Annotated in this window: 19 protein-coding genes; 9 read left to right on the top strand and 10 right to left on the bottom strand. The window is 71.6% G+C overall.

Annotation, left to right across the window (positions count from 1 at the left end):
• Window positions 1-478 precede the first annotated feature (478 nt).
• Together hemB and ACFY7C_RS35920 are read left to right on the top strand one after the other, a co-directional pair.
• On the top strand, window positions 479-1,480 hold the full coding sequence (hemB, locus tag ACFY7C_RS35925) for a porphobilinogen synthase (protein ID WP_389659574.1): 1,002 nt from the start codon (window positions 479-481) through the stop codon (window positions 1,478-1,480).
• 78 nt (window positions 1,481-1,558) lie between these two features.
• A complete protein-coding gene (locus ACFY7C_RS35920; protein WP_389659629.1) occupies window positions 1,559-1,831 on the top strand; it encodes a DUF1876 domain-containing protein in 273 nt (90 codons plus the stop codon).
• A gap of 12 nt (window positions 1,832-1,843) precedes the next feature.
• Here ACFY7C_RS35920 and ACFY7C_RS35915 read toward each other — a convergent pair whose 3' ends face one another.
• Window positions 1,844-2,527: a DUF4232 domain-containing protein gene (locus ACFY7C_RS35915; protein WP_389659571.1), complete on the bottom strand. Its 684-nt coding sequence runs from the start codon at window positions 2,525-2,527 to the stop codon at window positions 1,844-1,846.
• Between the two features lie 264 nt (window positions 2,528-2,791).
• Between ACFY7C_RS35915 and ACFY7C_RS35910 the strand changes: the two genes are divergently transcribed.
• Entirely contained in the window at window positions 2,792-3,949 is a 1,158-nt protein-coding gene (locus ACFY7C_RS35910; RefSeq protein ID WP_389659568.1) for a helix-turn-helix domain-containing protein, read from the top strand.
• A gap of 18 nt (window positions 3,950-3,967) precedes the next feature.
• Here ACFY7C_RS35910 and argS read toward each other — a convergent pair whose 3' ends face one another.
• Entirely contained in the window at window positions 3,968-5,737 is a 1,770-nt protein-coding gene (argS, locus tag ACFY7C_RS35905; RefSeq protein ID WP_389659565.1) for an arginine--tRNA ligase, read from the bottom strand.
• Between the two features lie 232 nt (window positions 5,738-5,969).
• Here argS and lysS point away from each other — a divergent pair, with 232 nt between their 5' ends.
• Both lysS and ACFY7C_RS35895 read left to right on the top strand, forming a co-directional pair.
• A complete protein-coding gene (lysS, locus tag ACFY7C_RS35900; protein WP_389659563.1) occupies window positions 5,970-7,691 on the top strand; it encodes a lysine--tRNA ligase in 1,722 nt (573 codons plus the stop codon).
• Window positions 7,692-7,835: 144 nt separating this feature from the next.
• The gene (locus ACFY7C_RS35895; protein WP_389659560.1) at window positions 7,836-8,066 is read left to right on the top strand and encodes a hypothetical protein; all 231 of its coding nucleotides are present in this window, start codon (window positions 7,836-7,838) and stop codon (window positions 8,064-8,066) included.
• A gap of 14 nt (window positions 8,067-8,080) precedes the next feature.
• On the opposite strand, the gene ACFY7C_RS35890 is transcribed toward ACFY7C_RS35895, so the two are convergent.
• The 3 genes from ACFY7C_RS35890 to ACFY7C_RS35880 all read right to left on the bottom strand — a co-directional run bounded on the left by ACFY7C_RS35890 (window position 8,081) and on the right by ACFY7C_RS35880 (window position 11,224).
• On the bottom strand, window positions 8,081-9,349 hold the full coding sequence (locus tag ACFY7C_RS35890; protein ID WP_389659557.1) for a DUF2637 domain-containing protein: 1,269 nt from the start codon (window positions 9,347-9,349) through the stop codon (window positions 8,081-8,083).
• 149 nt (window positions 9,350-9,498) lie between these two features.
• A complete protein-coding gene (locus tag ACFY7C_RS35885) occupies window positions 9,499-10,230 on the bottom strand; it encodes a DUF3558 domain-containing protein (RefSeq protein WP_389659554.1) in 732 nt (243 codons plus the stop codon).
• A gap of 109 nt (window positions 10,231-10,339) precedes the next feature.
• Complete coding sequence (locus tag ACFY7C_RS35880; protein ID WP_389659551.1) at window positions 10,340-11,224, bottom strand: DUF3558 domain-containing protein; 885 nt, start codon at window positions 11,222-11,224, stop codon at window positions 10,340-10,342.
• Window positions 11,225-11,399: 175 nt separating this feature from the next.
• Here ACFY7C_RS35880 and ACFY7C_RS35875 point away from each other — a divergent pair, with 175 nt between their 5' ends.
• The gene (locus ACFY7C_RS35875; RefSeq protein WP_389659548.1) at window positions 11,400-12,593 is read left to right on the top strand and encodes an RtcB family protein; all 1,194 of its coding nucleotides are present in this window, start codon (window positions 11,400-11,402) and stop codon (window positions 12,591-12,593) included.
• Window positions 12,594-12,616: 23 nt separating this feature from the next.
• Here the strand turns inward: ACFY7C_RS35875 and ACFY7C_RS35870 are convergent, their stop codons facing one another.
• Together ACFY7C_RS35870 and ACFY7C_RS35865 are read right to left on the bottom strand one after the other, a co-directional pair.
• On the bottom strand, window positions 12,617-13,381 hold the full coding sequence (locus ACFY7C_RS35870; protein WP_389659545.1) for an SDR family NAD(P)-dependent oxidoreductase: 765 nt from the start codon (window positions 13,379-13,381) through the stop codon (window positions 12,617-12,619).
• Window positions 13,382-13,445: 64 nt separating this feature from the next.
• Window positions 13,446-13,781, bottom strand: a complete 336-nt coding sequence (locus ACFY7C_RS35865; RefSeq protein WP_356697148.1) for a YnfA family protein — start codon at window positions 13,779-13,781, stop codon at window positions 13,446-13,448.
• A gap of 77 nt (window positions 13,782-13,858) precedes the next feature.
• Between ACFY7C_RS35865 and ACFY7C_RS35860 the strand changes: the two genes are divergently transcribed.
• Window positions 13,859-14,326: a hypothetical protein gene (locus tag ACFY7C_RS35860; protein WP_389659542.1), complete on the top strand. Its 468-nt coding sequence runs from the start codon at window positions 13,859-13,861 to the stop codon at window positions 14,324-14,326.
• Between the two features lie 27 nt (window positions 14,327-14,353).
• Here the strand turns inward: ACFY7C_RS35860 and ACFY7C_RS35855 are convergent, their stop codons facing one another.
• On the bottom strand, window positions 14,354-15,787 hold the full coding sequence (locus tag ACFY7C_RS35855; RefSeq protein ID WP_389659539.1) for an FAD-dependent monooxygenase: 1,434 nt from the start codon (window positions 15,785-15,787) through the stop codon (window positions 14,354-14,356).
• 138 nt (window positions 15,788-15,925) lie between these two features.
• Here ACFY7C_RS35855 and ACFY7C_RS35850 point away from each other — a divergent pair, with 138 nt between their 5' ends.
• The gene (locus ACFY7C_RS35850; protein WP_389659536.1) at window positions 15,926-16,486 is read left to right on the top strand and encodes a TetR family transcriptional regulator; all 561 of its coding nucleotides are present in this window, start codon (window positions 15,926-15,928) and stop codon (window positions 16,484-16,486) included.
• A gap of 54 nt (window positions 16,487-16,540) precedes the next feature.
• Here ACFY7C_RS35850 and ACFY7C_RS35845 read toward each other — a convergent pair whose 3' ends face one another.
• Entirely contained in the window at window positions 16,541-17,278 is a 738-nt protein-coding gene (locus tag ACFY7C_RS35845) for a Mut7-C RNAse domain-containing protein (RefSeq protein ID WP_389659533.1), read from the bottom strand.
• 144 nt (window positions 17,279-17,422) lie between these two features.
• Between ACFY7C_RS35845 and ACFY7C_RS35840 the strand changes: the two genes are divergently transcribed.
• On the top strand, window positions 17,423-17,878 hold the full coding sequence (locus ACFY7C_RS35840; protein WP_389659530.1) for a GNAT family N-acetyltransferase: 456 nt from the start codon (window positions 17,423-17,425) through the stop codon (window positions 17,876-17,878).
• Here ACFY7C_RS35840 and ACFY7C_RS35835 read toward each other — a convergent pair.
• The gene (locus tag ACFY7C_RS35835) at window positions 17,859-18,413 is read right to left on the bottom strand and encodes a GNAT family N-acetyltransferase (RefSeq protein WP_389659525.1); all 555 of its coding nucleotides are present in this window, start codon (window positions 18,411-18,413) and stop codon (window positions 17,859-17,861) included. The genes ACFY7C_RS35840 and ACFY7C_RS35835 overlap by 20 nt on opposite strands.
• Between the last annotated feature and the right edge of the window lie 42 nt (window positions 18,414-18,455).

Raw genomic sequence — 18,455 nt, 5'->3', positions numbered from 1 at the left:
AAGCCCTAGGGGGAGGGACGGGTGGGCACACGGGACGGCGCCCCATGCGGGCGCGTTCCGCACCTGCACCTAGCCGCACCACGAGCACGGCGCACTTTCGGTGCGGGTCAGAGCAACAGGAGCCTAGGCCCGGCAAGGGGCGCCGTTCCGTTGTGCCCACCCGTTCCGCCTGGGGGCACCCCCGGACGAAGTCTGGGGGAGGAACGAATGCCCACAACGGAGGGGTGGGCGACGGCGGGCGGGCACCGCCCCGGCGGGGCGGCAGGGCCACAACGGGGCGCCCCGCGCCCCGAGGCGGGCGGGCAGTGGTACGGCGGAGGCAAAGGCCGCAACGGGGGAGGAGGTCGGCCCTCAGGGAGGCGAAGGTCCACGACGGGGCGGCCCCGCGCCCGGCGGTGGCCGAAGGCCGATGGGGCGGTGCAGGGCGGCAACACGGTGTCGGCAAGTGCATGGGGCAGGCGGGCGTAGCCTCGATGGCATGAACTCGTACGGAAGCTTTCCCGGGGCGCGGCCGCGGCGGCTGCGGACCTGTCCTGCCATGCGTCGGATGGTGGCCGAGACGCGCCTGCACCCGGCCGATCTGATCCTGCCCGCCTTCGTGCGGGAGGGCGTGAGCGAGCCCGTGCCGATCACCGCGATGCCCGGCGTCGTCCAGCACTCGCGGGACACCCTGCGCAAGGCCGCCGTGGAGGCGGTGGAGGCCGGGGTCTCCGGGATCATGCTGTTCGGCGTGCCGGAGGACGCGAAGAAGGACGCGGCCGGCACGGCGGGCACCGACCCCGACGGCATCCTCCAGGTCGCCATCAGGGACGTGAAGGCCGAGGTCGGCGACGACCTGGTGATCATGTCGGACCTGTGCCTCGACGAGTACACCGACCACGGCCACTGCGGCGTCCTCGACGCCGACGGGCGGGTCGACAACGACGCCACCCTGGAGCGCTACGCCGAGATGGCCCAGGTACAGGCCGACGCCGGCGTCCACGTCGTCGGCCCCTCCGGGATGATGGACGGCCAGGTCGGCGTCATCCGCGACGCCCTGGACACCATCGGCAAGGAGGACGTGTCCATCCTCGCGTACACCGCGAAGTACTCCTCCGCCTTCTACGGCCCCTTCCGCGAGGCCGTCGGCTCCTCCCTGACCGGCGACCGCAAGACGTACCAGCAGGACCCCGCCAACGTGCGCGAGTCGATGCGCGAGCTGGCGCTCGACCTCGAAGAGGGCGCCGACATGGTCATGGTGAAGCCGGCCGGCCCGTACCTGGACATCCTCGCCAAGGTCGCCGCCTCGGTGGACGTGCCCGTCGCCGCGTACCAGATCAGCGGGGAGTACGCGATGGTCGAGGCCGCGGCGGAGAAGGGCTGGATCGACCGGGACAAGGCGATCCTGGAGACCCTGACCGGCATCCGGCGGGCCGGCGCCCAGATGATCCTCACCTACTGGGCGACCGAGGTCGCCCAGAAGCTGGCCCGGGGGCTCTGAGCCGCTCCGCGAGCGGGGTGCGGGTGCCGGGATGCACTCTGGAGTAGTACCGCTCTGGAGGTGGTCCTCATGACGCACATGAACACGCTGGTCGGCTGGCACGTCGAGATGGAGTTCAAGGAGGAGGGTGACCGGACGCGGGCGGCGGCGATGGTGCGGCTCGGCGACGGCACCGAGTTCCGCGCCCACGGCAATGCCAACCGTCACCCTTCCGACCCGGAGCAACTGCGGGTCGGCGAGGAGATCGCGGGCGCCCGCGCGCTCATGGATCTCGCCTCGCAGCTGCTGCAGAAGGCCCACACCGAGATCGACGAGGCGTCGGGGCGGACGTCCCACCCCATCCGCCGCTAGAACCCGCGGGCGTCAGTACGTCAGGGCGTCTTCCAGGGTCTGCTGCCAGTACGACACGGCGGCGCCGTCATCGGCGTAGGTGCCGCTCGGCGCCGCCACCGTCGTGCTGCTCTCGGGGGTGAGGTGCACCCGGATCGTGCGCACGGTCGTCCCGTGGGTGTCCGGGCCCGGCTCGCCGGTGAGGATCAGGGACGCGTACGCGGACTCGCCGGGCGCCAGACCCAGCACCGACTGCGGCTTGCTCTCCTCCACGATCCTGATGGGCGCCTGGCTGTGGTCGAAGCCGACGAGGGGCGCGTAGGGCGCGTCGCAGGGGCGGCTGCCCACGTTGGTGACGGTGAGCACCAGGTGGTTGACGGGGCGGCTCACCTTGCTCGCCACGACCTTGGTGTTCGCGGCCGTGCAGGGGACGCGGGTGGCGTCGCCACCGCCCGGCTCGGTGGCGGGCTTGGCGGGGCGGGTGCTCGGCCGGGCGGTGGGCTCGGTGCTCGGGCGCGCGGTGTCCCCCTTGGTGGGCGTGTCGGTAGGTGTCGCCTCGGTGGGCGTGGCCTCGCTCGTACGGTCCGCCGACGTGGTCGGCGCCGTCGGTGCCTTCGGCGCCGCGTTCGGCGTGTCCTCCGACTGGCAGGCGGTGAGGGCGAGGGCCGCGGTGAGGGCGGCGGCGGGCAGGGCGAGACGGCGGGCGAGAGTGCGCATGTGGATTCCCCGTGCGAAGCAGAGTCAGTGGTGGTTCAGCAGTGCGATCACGACCGCGGTGCAGACGATCAGCACCGCGAGTGCCAAGGCGTCGGTGACGCGGCTGTTCGGCATGGCCACCACCCTGCGCGTCGGCGTGATCGCACCGCAATCGGCACGGGACAATGGGGGAAGCTGGAACGCCGGCACATGCCGTGACCTGGGGAGATGACCACTCCCTGGAATGCGTTCCTGGGATGCGGAAACGGGCGACGGGGGACGCGGATGAACGCGGCGGACGGCTTCGCGCAGCGGATGCGCGCATTGAAGGACCGGTCCGGGCTCAGTTACGGCGCGCTCGCGAGCCGGCTGCACGTCAGCACCTCCACGCTCCACCGCTACTGCAACGGTGACGCCGTACCGACCGAGTTCGCGCCCGTGGAGCGGCTCGGGCGGCTGTGCGGCGCCTCCCGCGAGGAACTCGTCGAGCTGCACCGCGCCTGGATCCTCGCCGACGAGGCCCGCAGGCGGGGCAGGACCGAGCCGCCACCGGAGCCCGCGCCCGAGGCCGGGCCCGCCCTCGGGCCCGAGGCCGCGACCGCGCCCTTGTCCGTGTCCGTGTACGAGGGCATGTCCGAGCCCGAGCTCGCGGCCGGAACCGTCGTGCTCGGCGCCGAGAAGCCCGTCGACCCCTCCGCCCGACGGCACCGGGGCCGCCGGGGTGCCCTCGCCGTCGCCGCCGTCATCGCCCTCGCCGTGCCCACCGCCTACCTCGTCGGACGCACCGGCGACAACCCCGCCACTCCCGCGGCCGGCGCCCCCGCGTCGCCCGCGCCCCTGAGCGCCGGCATCAGCTCGTACAACTGGGCCGAGCCCTGCGGCCAGTACTACGTGCTCGACCAGCAGCCCGGCCACGTGCCGCCGCCGCCCCCGCCGCAGGACACCCGCGGCTGGGCCCGGGCGCTCGGCGGGATCGACGGCGGCCACATGCAGCTCCAGCTCACCGTCACCGGCCGCACCCAGGCCCCGGTCGTCCTGACCGCCCTGCACGTACGGGTCGTGGAGCGCGGCACACCGCTGGACCGGCCGGCGTACTCCATGGGCGACGGCTGCGGCAGCGGGATCACCCCGCAGACCTTCGACGTCGACCTCGACGCACCCCGGCCGTACCTGAAGCCGGTCGCCGGACAGGACGGGGACCGGGTCGTGCCCGCGAAGGACTTCCCTTACAAGGTCGCCACCGGAGACCCCCAGGTCCTCAACCTCGACGTGCACACCGAGGAGTACGCCGCTTCCTGGTACCTGGAGCTCCACTGGAGCAGCGGCGCGAAGAAGGGCGTAGTACGCGTCGACGACGGCGGGCAGCCGTTCCGTACCAGCGCGATCGAGGGGCGGCCGACGTACGGCTACTGGCCCGACAAGGGCGAGTGGGTCACGCAGTGACCCACTCGCCGCCGGGCGTCAGAGACGCTCGGGGGTCCGGATGCCCAGCAGGGCCATGCCCTGGTGCAGGGTCCGGGCGGTCAGGTCGCACAGGAAGAGACGGTTCTCGACCTGCTCCGGAGTGTCCGCCTTGAGGACCGGGCACTCCGAGTAGAACGTCGTGTAGAGCGACGCCAGCTGGTAGAGATACGCGGCCAGCTTGTGCGGCGCGTACTCCTCCGCCGTCTCCTGGACCTGCTCGCCGAACGAGTCCAGGTGCAGACCGAGCGCCCGCTCCGAGGCCGCGAGGGCCAGCTCGGGGTGCGCCGCCGGCTTCGCCCCGCCCGCCTTGCGCAGGATCGACTGGATACGGGCGTACGCGTACTGGAGGTACACCGAGGTGTCACCGTTGAGCGACACCATCTGGTCGAGGTCGAACTTGTAGTCACGGGCCGCCGACGTCGACAGGTCCGCGTACTTCACCGCGCCGATGCCCACCTGGGCACCACGCTCGGCGATCTCCTCCTCGGACAGGTCCTGAGCCTTCTCGCGGACCACGGCGGAGGCGCGCTCGATCGCCTCGTCCAGCAGGTCCACCAGCCGCACCGTCTCGCCCTCACGGGTCTTGAACGGCTTGCCGTCCTTGCCGAGGACCGTGCCGAACGCCAGCTGGACGGCCTTCACCTCGTCGTTCAGCCAGCCCGCCCGGCGGGCCGTCTCGAAGACCATCTTGAAGTGCAGCGACTGACGGGCGTCCACCACGTACAGCAGCGTCGACGCCTTCAGGTTCCGCACCCGGTCACGGATCGCCGAGAGGTCCGTCGCCGCGTACCCGAAGCCGCCGTCGGACTTCTGCACGATCAGCGGCGTCGGGTTGCCGTCCGGGCCCTTCACGTCGTCGAAGAACACGCACAGAGCGCCCTCGGAGCGGACCGCGACGCCCGACTCCTCGAGGAGCCGGCAGGTCTCCTGGAGCATGTCGTTGTAACCGGACTCGCCGACGATGTCGGGGTCGCGGATGTCCATGTCCAGCTTCTCGAAGACCGAGTAGAAGTAGATCTTCGACTCGTCGACGAACCGCTGCCACAGCGCCAGCGTCTCCTCGTGACCCGCCTGCAGCTCGACGACCCGCGCCCGCGCCCGCGTCTTGAACTCCTCGTCGGAGTCGAACAGCGCCCGCGAGGCCTTGTAGAGCCGGTTCAGGTTGGACATGGCCTCCTCGCCGGAGACCTCCACGTCCGCGCCCTCGGCCTTGTGGTCCAGCTCGTGCGGGTGCTCGATCAGATACTGGATGAGCATGCCGAACTGGGTGCCCCAGTCGCCGATGTGGTGGCGCCGCACCACCTTCTCGCCCGTGAACTCCAGGATCTCGACCATCGCCGCGCCGATGACCGCCGACCGCAGATGGCCGACGTGCATCTCCTTCGCCACGTTCGGCTGGGCGTAGTCGATCACCGTCGTGCCGGCCGCCGGGTTGAACGGCACACCGAGCCGGTCGTCGGCGGCACGGGCCGCCAGGGTGTCGATGATCGCCGCGTCGGACACGGTGATGTTGAGGAAGCCGGGGCCCGAGACCTCGATCTCCTTCAGGACGTCGTTCGCCGGAATGGCCTCGACGACCTTCGTCGCCAGCTCACGCGGGTTGCCCTTGAGCTGCTTGGCGAGGGCCAGGATGCCGTTGGCCTGGAAATCGGCCCGGTCGCTTCGTCGCAGCAGCGGGTCGGCGGAACCGGCCTCCGGCAGGGCTGCCGAGAGGCCTTCCGCGAGGCGCTGCTGCACGGTCGAAGCGAGGGAAGGGACCGAGGCCATGAGCTTCCGTTCCTGTTGTGTCGAGTCCGGGTGTCCCGGTGGTCTATTTCGCCCGTCAAGTGTCCCATGGCAGAGCAACGAGTTTTCTCCCCCTGTGGACAAACCCCCGGCCCACAGCCGCGAGAGATCCCGGCCTGTGGACAACCTCGGAGCGCCTCCTTCCGTCTGGGAGAATGGCTCACGTAGGGCTGTAAGGCTTTGAGGGAAATCAAGGAAGAAGGACGTACCGACCGTGGCTCAGAGCAGCACCGAGACCGACTGGGTCTCCCGTTTCGCGGACGAGGTCATTGCCGAGTCGGAGCGACGTGCGCCTGGCAAACCGGTCGTCGTCGCCTCCGGCCTCTCCCCGTCCGGCCCCATCCACCTGGGCAACCTGCGCGAGGTCATGACCCCGCACCTGGTCGCCGACGAGATCCGCCGCCGCGGCCACCAGGTCCGGCACCTCATCTCCTGGGACGACTACGACCGCTACCGCAAGGTGCCGAACGGCGTCGCGGGCGTCAACGAGTCCTGGGCCGAGCACATCGGCAAGCCGCTCACCTCCGTCCCCGCGCCGGCCGGCTCCCCGCACCCCAACTGGGCCGAGCACTTCAAGGCCGCCATGGTCGAGGCGCTCGCCGAGCTCGGCGTCGAGTACGACCCCATCAGCCAGACCGAGCAGTACACCTCCGGCGTCTACCGCGAGCAGATCCTGCACGCCATGCGCCACCGCGGCGACATCGACGCCATCCTCGACCAGTACCGGACGAAGAAGGCACCGAAGAAGCAGTCCCAGAAGCCGGTCGACGCGGCCGAGCAGGAGGCCGAGGAAGGCTCCGGCGCGGCCAACGAGGACGACGGCTCCGGCGGCGGCGCCGGCTACTTCCCGTACAAGCCCTACTGCGGGCAGTGCGAGAAGGACCTCACCACCGTCACCTCCTACGACGACGAGACCACCGAGCTCGCCTACACCTGCACCGCCTGCGGCTTCGCCGAGACCGTCAAGCTCAGCGAGTTCAACCGCGGCAAGCTGGTGTGGAAGGTCGACTGGCCCATGCGCTGGGCCTACGAGGGCGTCATCTTCGAGCCCTCCGGCGTCGACCACTCCTCGCCCGGCTCGTCCTTCCAGGTCGGCGGCCAGATCGTCGGCATCTTCGACGGCGTGCAGCCCATCGGCCCCATGTACGCCTTCGTCGGCATCAGCGGCATGGCCAAGATGTCCTCGTCCCGCGGCGGCGTCCCGACCCCGGCCGACGCCCTCCAGATCATGGAGCCCCAGCTCCTGCGCTGGCTCTACGCCCGCCGCCGCCCCAACCAGTCGTTCAAGATCGCCTTCGACCAGGAGATCCAGCGGCTCTACGACGAGTGGGACAAGCTCGAGGCCAAGGTCGCCGACGGCACCGTCCTCCCCGCCGACGCCGCCGCCCACGCCCGCGCCGTCCGCACCGCCGTAGGCGAACTGCCCCGCACCCCGCGCCCGCTGCCGTACCGGACGCTCGCCTCCGTCATGGACATCACCGCCGGACACGACGAGCAGACCCTCCGCATCCTCAGCGAGCTCGACCCGGAGAACCCCGTCGCCTCCCTCGACGAGGTCCGGCCGCGCCTCGACCGCGCCGAGAACTGGATCACCACCCAGGTCCCGGCCGACCAGCGCACCATCGTCCGGGACGAGCCCGACACCGCACTCCTGGGCTCCCTCGACGACCAGGGCCGCGAGTCGCTGCGCCTGCTCCTGGAAGGCCTCGACACCCACTGGTCCCTCGACGGCCTCACCACCCTGGTCTACGGCGTCCCCAAGGTCATGGCCGGCCTCACCCCCGAGGCCAAGCCCACCCCGGAGCTGAAGCTGGCGCAGCGCTCCTTCTTCGCCCTGCTCTACAAGCTCCTCGTCAGCCGCGAGACCGGCCCCCGCCTGCCCACCCTGCTCCTCGCGGTCGGCGCCGACCGGGTGCGCAAGCTCCTCGGCGCGTAAGCGTCACCGGACGGTGTCGGCACCGTCCGGCGCCGCCACCGTCCGGGACGGACGAGAGACCGCCCTCCTCTGCATCGTTCGGAGGAGGGCGGTTTCCGTCGTGCGCACGACGAAACGGGGCGCCGCGCGGGAGACCGTGGAGACATGACCAAGCACGCCATCGCCCGCGAAACCCTCACCGTCATCGGCTGGATCGCCCTCGTCCAAGGCGGACTCGGCGCCGGCGGAAAGTTCTCGGGAAACGGCCCCTGGGGCCTGCTCCACAGATGGTGGGACATCCCCACCGCCGGCTACGTCGCCCTCCTCGCCGCGGGAATCGCCCTCGTCGTATGGGGCGAGACCACCAAGCAGAAGGCGAAGGAGACCAAGGCCTGACCGGCCTTATCCCATCAAGGCGTGTGGTTCTCCGCCCACTCCTGCTGGATCCGCTCCCGCAGCTGCGGCGTGAGCTCACGCAGAAGCGACGCACTGCGCGGATGCCGGATCTTGTACATGTCGCTCAGCCATATGTCGAGCTGCTCCGCGTTGGGGAAGTCCTGCTTCTCCTCCACGTAGTCCCACATCGCCTTGTACGCGGCCGCCGCGAAATCCTCCGTCGACAGAGCCTCGTCCACATACTCCGGATACGGCTGGAACTCCTCAGGACCCGGCGGAGGCACATCCTCCGGGCCATGCGGAACCGCGACCGGCGTCGGCTCCAGACCCTCCACGATGCTCGGGTTGTACGTGCCCTCGTACGCCTCCGGAGAGACCTGCGGAGCATCGAACCACGGACTCTCGTGGTTCACCGGCGCCACCTGCGGCAACGGCTGGCCCTGCCCCGGCACCGCACCCTGCTGCGCCACCGCACCCTGCTGTGCGGTGACCGCCTGCGGCTGCGCGGCACCCTGCTGCTCCGGCACCTGGGCGACCCGCGACTGCTCGAGCGCCGGAGCGGCCACCGCCGTCGCCGTCACCGGAGCCGGCGGCAACAACACCGGCTCCACACCCGCCGCGGCGAGACCCGCCGCCGCCGTCTCCGCCAGCGGCACCCCGTACTTCGCCAGCCGCAGCGGCATCAACGCCTCCACCGGCGCCTTCCGCCGCCACGCCCGCCCGAAACGCGCCTGCAGCCGTGCCTGGTAGATCAGCCGGTCCTGCTCCAGCTTGATCACCTGCTCGTACGACCGCAGCTCCCACAGCTTCATCCGACGCCACAACCGGAACGTGGGAATCGGCGACAGCAGCCAACGCGTCAGCCGCACGCCCTCCATGTGCTTGTCGGCCGTGATGTCGGCGATCCGCCCCACCGCGTGCCGCGCCGCCTCCACCGCGACCACGAACAGCACCGGAATCACCGCGTGCATGCCCACACCCAGCGGGTCCGGCCAGGCCGCCGCGCCGTTGAACGCGATCGTCGCCGCCGTCAACAGCCACGCCGTCTGCCGCAGCAACGGGAACGGAATCCGGATCCACGTCAACAGCAGATCGAGCGCCAGCAGCACACAGATGCCCGCGTCGATGCCGATCGGGAAGAAGTACGAGAAGGTGCCGAAGCCCTTGTCGACGGCGAGCTCGCGCACCGCCGCGTACGAGCCGGCGAAACCGATGCCCGCGATGATCACCGCACCGGCGACGACCAGGCCGATGAGTATCCGGTGCGTACGTGTCAGCTGCATCGCGGCCACCCGCGATCCCTCCCGTCAATCGACATCTCGCGGGCACAGACTGGCACATGCGCGCGGAGCCCGGCCCTCTGGGGAGGGACGGGCTCCGAACGAAAACGTACAAACACCTACAGGACGGCGGCCGGTCGGCCGTCCGACGGTTACTTGTTCGCCGCCGCGACCGAAACGACGGCCTCCTTCGCCGCCTTCAGCGCACCATCCGAGATCCACTTCGTGGACGGCGTCGTCGCACCCGCGTAACCGGCCCCGTTGAAGGACAGCAGCACCACGACATTGCCCGTGCGCGCCACGACCGACGCGTACGTGAAGTCCTCGTCGGTCTTGCGCAGCTGGAACGTCACCGTGTCCGCCTGGTCACCGACGCCCGGCGTCGCCGTCGTCTTCAGCTGCTTGGCGCCCTGCGTCGCCTGGACCTTCGCCAGCTCCTTGGCGTAGTTCTCCGCCGCGCGCTCCTGACCGCTGCCGAGCGTCGCGTCCGACTCGTAGCGGTAGTACGACACATCGAGCCAGCGGTACTGCGAACCCTTGACGCCCTTGTCCTCCAGGCCGTTCCAGGAGCAGCCGCCACGGCTGGTGACATCGCTGGAGACGGCGGCGGTGCCGTTCTTGTTCTTCGCCTTCGGCACCAGGGTGTCGATCGTCTTCGCCGAGATCGCCTTGCAGACATCGGGCAGCTTCGCGTACCGCGCCGGCTCGACCGCCTTCGTCGACTGCGTGGCCTTGGGCGTCGCCGAAGCCGACGACGACGTGTCCGGCGAACCGGAACCCTTGTCGCCGGAATCCGATCCGGAGGAGCAGCCGGCGGCCACGAGCATCACCGGGACGGCGGCGCAGGCGAGTATGCGGGAGAGTCGCGGGGCTGATCGCTGCATGGTTCCTTCAGTCGCTTGGGCGGCGCACGGCCGGGCGGCCGGGGGTACGCCGACACGTTACGCGCTCCGGCGCGCCGACCGGCGGCGCTCACGGAACGGCTCCGGACGGCTACTCCTCCAGCCGCTCGGCGAGCAGCCGGGCCAGATTCCTGGCCTTTTCCTGCAGTTCCTTGCTGTCGGGAGCCTCGGCCGGCGCGGCCGTCCGCTCCTCGTACTGGACGGTCACGATGACGTTCGATGTGCGGAACACCACGCTCACGAGACGCTTCGCGCCGGACGGACCGGTGGTCTCGAGCGTGTCGTCGAGGAAGGCGACCTCGCCGAGACCTTCGAGGACGCGAGACTCCAGACCGGTGGGCGGAGCGGTGGGCGTGGTGGCGGGCCCGGTGGTGGCGGTGGCGGTCGTGCGAGGCGCCTGGGGCGCCTGGGGTGCGTGAGCCGGCTGGTGGCCGGCAGGCGGGGCGACCGGGCCCGTGGACGAACCGGAGGACGAGGGGGCCACAGGAGGCGTCGTCGTCGCCGCCGGGGTGACGCCGGCGGCGGCCTGCTTCCGGCCGTACACCTCCTGCGCCCGGGCGTCGTCGCTGACCGACGGGTCGTAGGAGACGACCCGCTCGATGTCGAGGGTCAGGCGGTGGGTGGTGTCCGGGGCGTCCGACTTCCAGCTGCAGCCCACCCGGCGGTCGGTGTCGAAGGTGGCGGCCGCGGTGCCGCGATAGGTCCGGGCGCGCTCGGCGTCGGGCAGCGCGGCGGCCCCCGGCAGCAGGTCCATCAAGGTGGGCCCGGGCACCGCGCCACAGGGCTCGAAGAGCGTGCGGTAGCGACCGGGTGGCGCGGCGGGGGCGGCGGGGCCCGCCTTGGAGTCGACGGTTTCGGTGTCCGCGGCCGTGCCGGAGGAGCAGCCCGACAGACCGATCCCGAGACCGAGGGCGAGAGCGGCCGCGGAGAGGACCGCGGGCCCGGACCGACCGGAGGCGTACGCCTTGCGCTGCACGATCCCAGGCTCCCTTCTCCCGGAGGAATCCCCCGAAAACTGTTTGCCGCCCCGTGGGGCGCGGTGAACACAATGTGTATCGCACGCGCAGCCGTTGATGCCGGTCCGCAGTCACCTGTACGGGCTTTGGCTCCGGTTTTTGCGTTATCAGACTTTCCGGGGGAAGTGAGTAGATATGTCGTACGTGGAGGTACCGGGCGCGAAGGTGCCCATCCGTATGTGGGCGGACCCGTCCTCCGTCGAGGGCGGCGCCATGCAGCAGCTGCAGAACGTGGCGACGCTGCCGTGGATCAAGGGCCTCGCCGTGATGCCGGACGTGCATTACGGCAAGGGCGCGACGGTCGGCTCGGTGATCGCGATGCAGGGTGCGGTGTGCCCGGCGGCGGTCGGCGTGGACATCGGCTGCGGCATGTCGGCGGTCAGGACGTCGCTGACGGCGAACGACCTTCCGGGTGATCTGTCGCGGCTGCGGTCCAAGATCGAGCAGGCGATTCCGGTGGGGCGGGGGATGCACCGGGAGATGGTCGATCCGGGCCGGCTGTACCAGTTCGCTACCGCGGGGTGGGGGGACCTGTGGTCGCGCTTCGACACGGTCGCCGATCCGGTGAAGTTCCGCCGGGAGCGGGCCGAGAAGCAGATCGGCACGCTCGGCAGCGGCAACCACTTCGTTGAATTTTGTACGGATGAGAGTGGAAGCATCTGGCTCATGCTGCACTCCGGCTCGCGGAACATCGGCAAAGAACTCGCCGAGTACCACATCGGCGAGGCGCAGAAGCTGCCGCACAACCAGGGCCTGGTCGACCGCGACCTCGCGGTGTTCGTCGCGGACACCCCGCAGATGGCGGCCTACCGCAACGACCTCTTCTGGGCGCAGGAGTACGCGAAGTACAACCGCGCGATCATGATGGCGCTGTTCCAGGAGGTCGTCCGCCGGGAGTTCCGCAAGGCGAAGGTCAGCTTCGACCAGGTCATCTCCTGCCACCACAACTACGTGGCCGAGGAGCGGTACGAAGGCATGGACATGCTCGTCACCCGCAAGGGCGCGATCCGGGCCGGCTCCGGCGAGTACGGGATCATCCCGGGCTCCATGGGTACCGGCTCGTACATCGTGAAGGGCCTCGGGAACGCGGCCTCCTTCAACTCCGCCTCGCACGGCGCGGGCCGCCGGATGAGCCGCAGCGCGGCGAAGCGGCGGTTCTCGACCCGGGACCTGGAGGAGCAGACCCGGGGCGTGGAGTGCCGGAAGGACTCGGGCGTGGTGGACGAGATCCCCGGCGCCTACAAGCCGATCGAGCAGGTGATGGAACAGCAGCGTGACCTGGTCGAGGTGGTCGCGAAGCTGAAGCAGCTCATCTGCGTCAAGGGCTGAGGCGGGCGCCGGGGACTTCCCGGTCAGAGCTCGCGGTGGACCTTGGTGTTGCTGGCCTGGGCGCGGGGGCGGACGACCAGGAGGTCGATGTTGACGTGCGGGGGGCGGGTGCAGGCCCAGGTGATGGTGTCGGCGACGTCGTCGGCGGTGAGGGGTTCGGCCACGCCGGCGTAGACCTTGGCGGCCTTGTCGGTGTCGCCGCGGAAGCGGGTGGTGGCGAACTCCTCGGTCTTGACCATGCCGGGGGCGATCTCGATGACGCGGACCGGGGTGCCGACGATCTCCAGGCGGAGGGTCTCGGCGAGGACGCGGGCGCCGTTCTTGGCGGCGACGTAGCCGGCGCCGCCCTCGTAGGTGGCGTGGCCGGCGGTGGAGGAGAGGACGACGACGGTGCCGTCGCCGCTCGCGGTGAGGGCGGGGAGCAGGGCCTGGGTGACGTTGAGGGTGCCGATGACGTTGACCTCGTACATGCGGCGCCAGTCGTCGGGGTCGCCGGTCGCGACGGGGTCGGCGCCGATGGCGCCGCCGGCGTTGTTGACGAGGACGGCGAGGGTGCGGAAGGCCGTGGCGAACTCGTCGACCGCGGCGCGGTCGGTGACGTCGAGGGCGTAGGCGGTGGCCTGGTGGCCGGCCTCGTTGATCTCGGCGGCGAGGGCTTCGATGCGGTCCTTGCGGCGGGCGGTGAGGACCACGCGGTAGCCGGCGGCGGCGAGCTGCCGGGCGGTGGCCGCGCCGATGCCGCTGCTCGCTCCGGTGACGACGGCGATGGGGGTACCGGCGGCAGTCATGACGTGCTCCTCGCGCGTGCGGTCGGGGGTGGGGATCGCGTGGTCAGGATAGGGCGGGACGGATTCAGCGGCCGCGCGGGGCGTACATGATGACCGCCATGCCGGCGAGGCAGATCAGGGCCCCGATGACGTCCCAGCGATCGGGGCGGTAGCCGTCGGCGACCATGCCCCAGGCGAGGGAGCCGGCGACGAAGACGCCGCCGTAGGCGGCGAGGATGCGGCCGAACTCGGCGTCGGGCTGGAGCGTGGCCACGAAGCCGTAGACACCGAGGGCGAGGACGCCGGCGCCGATCCAGATCCAGCCGCGGTGTTCCCGTACGCCTTGCCAGACGAGCCAGGCGCCGCCGATCTCGAAGAGGGCGGCGAGGGCGAACAGGGCGGCGGAGCGGGCGATGAGCATGGGGGCAGGGTGGCACATCGAGACACGCGGCTGACGGTTAGTCAGAACATATGGGTTGTCATGGGTATCTTCTGGGCATGACTGCGATGCGCAAGGCGCTGCTCGGCGCGGCCCTGACGGCTGCCCTGGTGACCGGCACGACCTCGGCCGCCGCCGCGCCGCCGGAGGCGGATCTGGCCCACCACGGCCATGTCTCGCTCTGGGACGGGCGGATCGGTGTGTGGCTGGTCAGTGAGAACCACGGGCCGTCGAACGTCTCCCAGGCGACCGTCCGGCTCGCGTTCTCCGAGCCCATGGCGGGCGGCCAGGAGCTTCCCCCGAGCTGTCTGTGGAGCAGTGACCGGGTGGTCTCCTGTCGTACGGGTGAGCTGCGGGCGGCCGGTGCGGTCGGTGAGCTGGCGCTCGATCTGCGGACCGCGGGGCGGCCGCAGGAGCTGACCGTGGACATCGGCACCGTGTGGCGGGACGGGGTGTCCGACGGCAATCCCCGTAACGACCTCCACCGTGTGCTGGTCCTGGCGACCGGCGACCCGTACGTCTTCTGAGCGCGGCGAGGGCCGGGGGATCGCCGCCTAGGCGCCGAGCGGGGCCGTGTAGCCGTCGGGGCGGACCAGGAGCGTGTCGCGGCGGGTCGGGTCGGCCCAGGTGGCCCGTATCGCGCGGTCGGGGGCGACCGGAGCCGTACGGGGCAGGGCCGGGGTGGTGCCCTCGGGGGCGATCAGGACGAACTCGCCCTTGCGGAGCAGCTCGTAGAGCCGGCCCTCGCGCAGCTCCAGGTCCGGGACGCGGCGCGTTTCGGGGCCGTAGGAGAGGCCGATGCCGCTGATCTGGCCCACGGCGCGGTCCGCGGCGGGCCGGACGACGCCGAGGATCCGGGTGGCGAGGGCGCGGGCGGCCCGCTGGAGCGGGGAGTGGCCGATGGCGAGCCGGATGAGGGTGCCGCTGCTGCGCAGCACCAGCTTGCCGATCGGGTGTCGCTCGGCCTGGTAGCTGTCGAGGAGGGCCTCGGGGTCGGGGGCTTCGCCGCGCAGGACGGCGGTGAGCTTCCATGAGAGGTTGGCGGCGTCCTGGAGGCCGGTGTTCATGCCCTGGCCGCCGGCGGGGGAGTGGACGTGGGCGGCGTCGCCGGCGAGGAAGACCCGGCCGGAGCGGTAGGCGGGGGCCTGCCGTTCGTCGCTGTGGAAGCGGGAGACCCAGCGGGCTTCGTGCATGCCGAAGTCGCTGCCGAGGGCGCGGCGGGTGATGTCCCGGACCTCGTCGAAGGTCACCGGCTCGCTGTCGGGGACCTGGCGGTCGCGGTCCCAGCCCATCACCCGGTACCAGCCGTCGCCGAAGGGGGCGATGAAGGCGAGGGCGCCGCCGGAGGCGGTGACGGTGAGCAGCCGGCCCCCCGGCTCCTCGGTGAGGCGGACGTCCGCGAGCACCATGGAGCGGATCACCGAGGCGCCGGGGAAGGGCAGGCCGATGGCGCCGCGGACGGCGCTGCGCACGCCGTCGGCGCCGACCAGGTAGCGGGCGCGGAGGGTGGTCGGCCCGTCGGGGCCGGCGAGTTCGGCCGTGACGGTGTCGGCGTCCTGGCGCAGGCCGCGCAGCTCCGTGTCGTAGCGGAAGTCCACGCCGGAGGACAGCGCGCGCCGCTCGAGGAGCTGCTCGACCTCGTACTGCGGGGTGGTCAGGAGGAAGGGGAAGCGGGAGGGCAGGCGGGAGAGGTCGAGGTCGAGTCCGCCGAAGATGCGCAGGCCGGTGATCCGGCTGCCGGTGGTGAGGAGCTCGTCGGCGAGGCCGCGGGCGTCGAGCTGCTCCAGGGTGCGGGCGTGGACGCTGAAGGCGCGGGTGAGGTTGCTGAGGCCCTGGGGCCGGCGCTCGACGAGGGTGACGCGCCGGCCGGCGGCGGCGAGGTCGCCGGCGAGCAGGAGTCCGGTCGGTCCGGCGCCGACGACGAGGACGTCGGCGTCGGCGTCGGGGGTCGGGTGAGGGGTCTTGTTCGTGGTGCCCGTGGTGCTCATCGCTGCCTCCAGGGGTGCCAGGCCCAGGTCCCGGCCTGGGTCCACGCCCGTTGGCCAACAGGTGTTGGTCAACGCTTGTTGGCAAATGTAGGTCCGCGCCATGGCGTTGTCAACGCCTGTGGGCCTACACTTGTTGGCATGAAGTCTCCACGTCGCTCCGACGCCACCCGGACCGCGATCCTCGACGCCGCCCGCGAGCGCTTCGCCGCCGACGGCTACGAGCGCGCGACGATCCGGGCCATCGCCCGTGACGCCGGGATCGACCCCTCGATGGTCATGCGCTACTACGGCAACAAGGAGGGCCTCTTCGCCGCGGCCTCCACCTTCGAGCTGGAGCTCCCGGAGCTCGGCGCACTGCCGGCCCGGCACGCCGGCGCCGCGCTCGTCGCCCACTTCCTCGACCGCTGGGAGCGCGACGACGTCCTGACCGGGCTGCTGCGGGTCGGGGTCACCAACGAGGCCGGGGCGGAGCGGATGCGGTCGGTCTTCGCCGAGCAGCTCGGGCCCATCACGGCCGGCGTCTGCCCCGACCCCGCCGACGCGCCCCGCCGGGCCGGTCTCGTCGCCTCCCAGATCCTCGGCATGGCGCTCACCCGCTACGTGCTGCGTCTCCCACCCCTCGTGGACATGTCCCGCGAGGACGTCGAGGCGTGGCTGGGGCCGACCGTGCAGCGCTATCTGACCGCCGAGGCGCCCTGAGCCGGCGGAGTGCGACGCCGAACGACTCGGCGACCGCGCCCCGGCCGGAGTGCGTCAGCGCGCGGCCGCGCCGCCGAACTCGCGCACCGCGTCCGTGACGATCGCCTCCAGGCGGGCGTGGTGGGCGCCCCGCCAGTACACCCGGCCGCAGTCCACGCACCGCGCGAAGACGTCGTACGTGTTCTCCGTGCCCTTCTCCAACTGCTCGCGCACCGCCTCCTTGTCGGCGTCCGCGAGCGACCCGTTGCACGCCGTGCAGCGCGTCCAGGGCGCAAGCGGCGGCGCGAACCGTTCGAGGACGTCACGGAGCTGTTCGTCGGGCCGGTCGCTGTAGACGTACGCGCCGGCCCACAGCTCCCGGCGGCGCAGCAGCCCGCGGTCCCGGGAGAGCATCACCCGGCGCTCCTTCGCGGACAGCGCGGCCAGGGCCGGGTCGCCGATGTCCTCGCTCTCGTACGCGGCGTCGACGCCGAGCAGCCGGAGCCGCCGGGCCAGCGTCCCGAGGTGCACGTCCAGCAGGAACCGCAGCGGGGCGCCCGGGACCGGCTGGGGGCGCAGGACGCCCTCCACCTCGACCGTCTCGCCGGCCACCGGGACGTGCGAGGGGTCCACCGGGCGTCCGTCCACCAGCAGCCGCCCCGCCTCGGTCAGCGGCACGCCCAGCGACTCGACCACATGGCCGAGGGAGGAGACGCCGTCGGTCGCCACGGGCGTCCGGCCCGAACGACGGTCGGCCGCGACGAAGAGCCGCAGGCCGGGGGCGAAGCTGATCTGGATCTCCGGTCCGTTCACGCAGACAGGATGGCATCGGGTGTGGTGGGGCGGCCAGGCAATTCCCCACCGACCGAGCTGACCGGGCCGGCCCGACGACCGCCTCCCGGTTCCGCCTCCACCCCGCCCTCGGACTCCGCGCCGACCGCGCGGTACGGTCCCGCCATGAAGATCATCGACCTCGAGCCCGGCGATCCCCGCCTGGAGAGCGAGCTCCTGCCGGTCCTGCGCGAGCTGCGCCCCCACCTCACCCCGGAACTCTTCCGCGACGTCTACGAGAACGGGTACCGGCAGGGCCTGCGCTTCAGCGCGGCATTCGCCGAAGACGGGCCCAGGGGCGGTGCCTGCGTCGGCGTGGCCGGCTGGCGGATCGTCATCAACACCAGCTCGGTGAAGAAGCTGTACGTGGACGACCTGGTGACCAGGGAGACCGCCCGCTCCACCGGCGTCGGACACGCCCTGATCGCCCACCTGGAGGCGCACGCCCGCGCGGCCGGCTGCTACGAGCTCAACCTGGACTCCGGCACCCACCGCACCGGAGCCCACCGCTTCTACCTGCGCGAGCGCTTCGACATCGTGGCCTTCCACTTCACCCGCGAGCTCAAGGCCCTGGGGGAGTAGCCGGAGCGTTCGCCACGCCCGCGAGATCGAGCCGCCAGTCGTTGCAGCGCATCGGCCGGCCCGGCGGGTACTCGAAGTCCCGCTCCCCGAGGAGGGTGAAGCCGGCCTTGCGGCACACCGCGTTCGAGGAGCCGTTGTCCGTCGACGGGAAAGCGTGCAGGTGACGGAACCGGCCCTCGGCGCGCGCCCGTTCCACCACCGCGCGCGTGGCCGCGGTCGCCACGCCCCGGCCCTGGAAGCCGGGCAGCACCGTCCACCCCGTCTCGTACGCCGGCTCGCCCTCCCAGGAGGTCTCCCAGAAGCCGATGCTGCCCGCGGCCGTGCCCTCGGGCAGCAGCACGATCCGGAACATGCCGCCCGGCCGGTCGGCGTCGGCGCTCAGCGCCTCGTACCGCGACTGCCGCGCGGCCAGCTGCTCCTCGGTCTCCGGGCCGCCCAGATACGCCGTCAACTCCGGTGCGTTCACCGCCCGCAACAGGTCGAAGTCGCCTTTCGACCACGCTTCCAGCCTGACGGTCGTGCTCTCGGTGTCCATGACCGCACCCTAGGCGGGAGGTCTGACAACGGGCGGCGGCAG

The sequence above is a fragment of the Streptomyces sp. NPDC012769 genome (assembly GCF_042901205.1).
Lineage (GTDB): Bacteria > Actinomycetota > Actinomycetes > Streptomycetales > Streptomycetaceae > Streptomyces.
Note: the sequence above shows the minus strand (reverse complement) of the source record. Positions and strands in the feature narration are given on the sequence as shown.